Origin of the sequence: Microbacterium sp. ZXX196 (genome assembly GCF_009709595.1) — a bacterium.
Lineage (GTDB): Bacteria > Actinomycetota > Actinomycetes > Actinomycetales > Microbacteriaceae > Microbacterium > Microbacterium excoecariae.
The window spans coordinates 1-279 of sequence record NZ_WMEE01000116.1 but is presented as its reverse complement, the minus strand read 5'-3'; the positions used below and the strand labels follow the sequence as shown (position 1 = coordinate 279).

The window sequence follows — 279 nt, the reverse complement described above, 5'->3', positions numbered from 1 at the left end:
CGCCGCGCCAACAGATAAGACAGGGAGTTACGACATGACCAAGGTGATCAAGGGCGGAACCGTTTGCACCGCTGACCGGACATGGAAAGCCGACGTTCTGATCGAGGGTGAAAAGATCAAACAGATCGGCGAGGATCTGAAGGGCGATGAATATATTGATGCCGAGGGCGCCTATGTGATCCCCGGCGGGATCGACCCTCATACCCCCCTGGAAATGCCATTTATGGGGACCACGGCGGCGGAAACTTTCGAATCCGGCACCTGGGCGGCGGCCGTGGG

At 58.8% G+C, this 279-nt stretch carries 1 pseudogene; it reads left to right on the top strand.

The window, feature by feature from the left end:
* Window positions 1–34: 34 nt before the first annotated feature.
* Window positions 35–279: pseudogene (locus tag GJQ66_RS12470) on the top strand (dihydropyrimidinase); the annotation flags it as partial.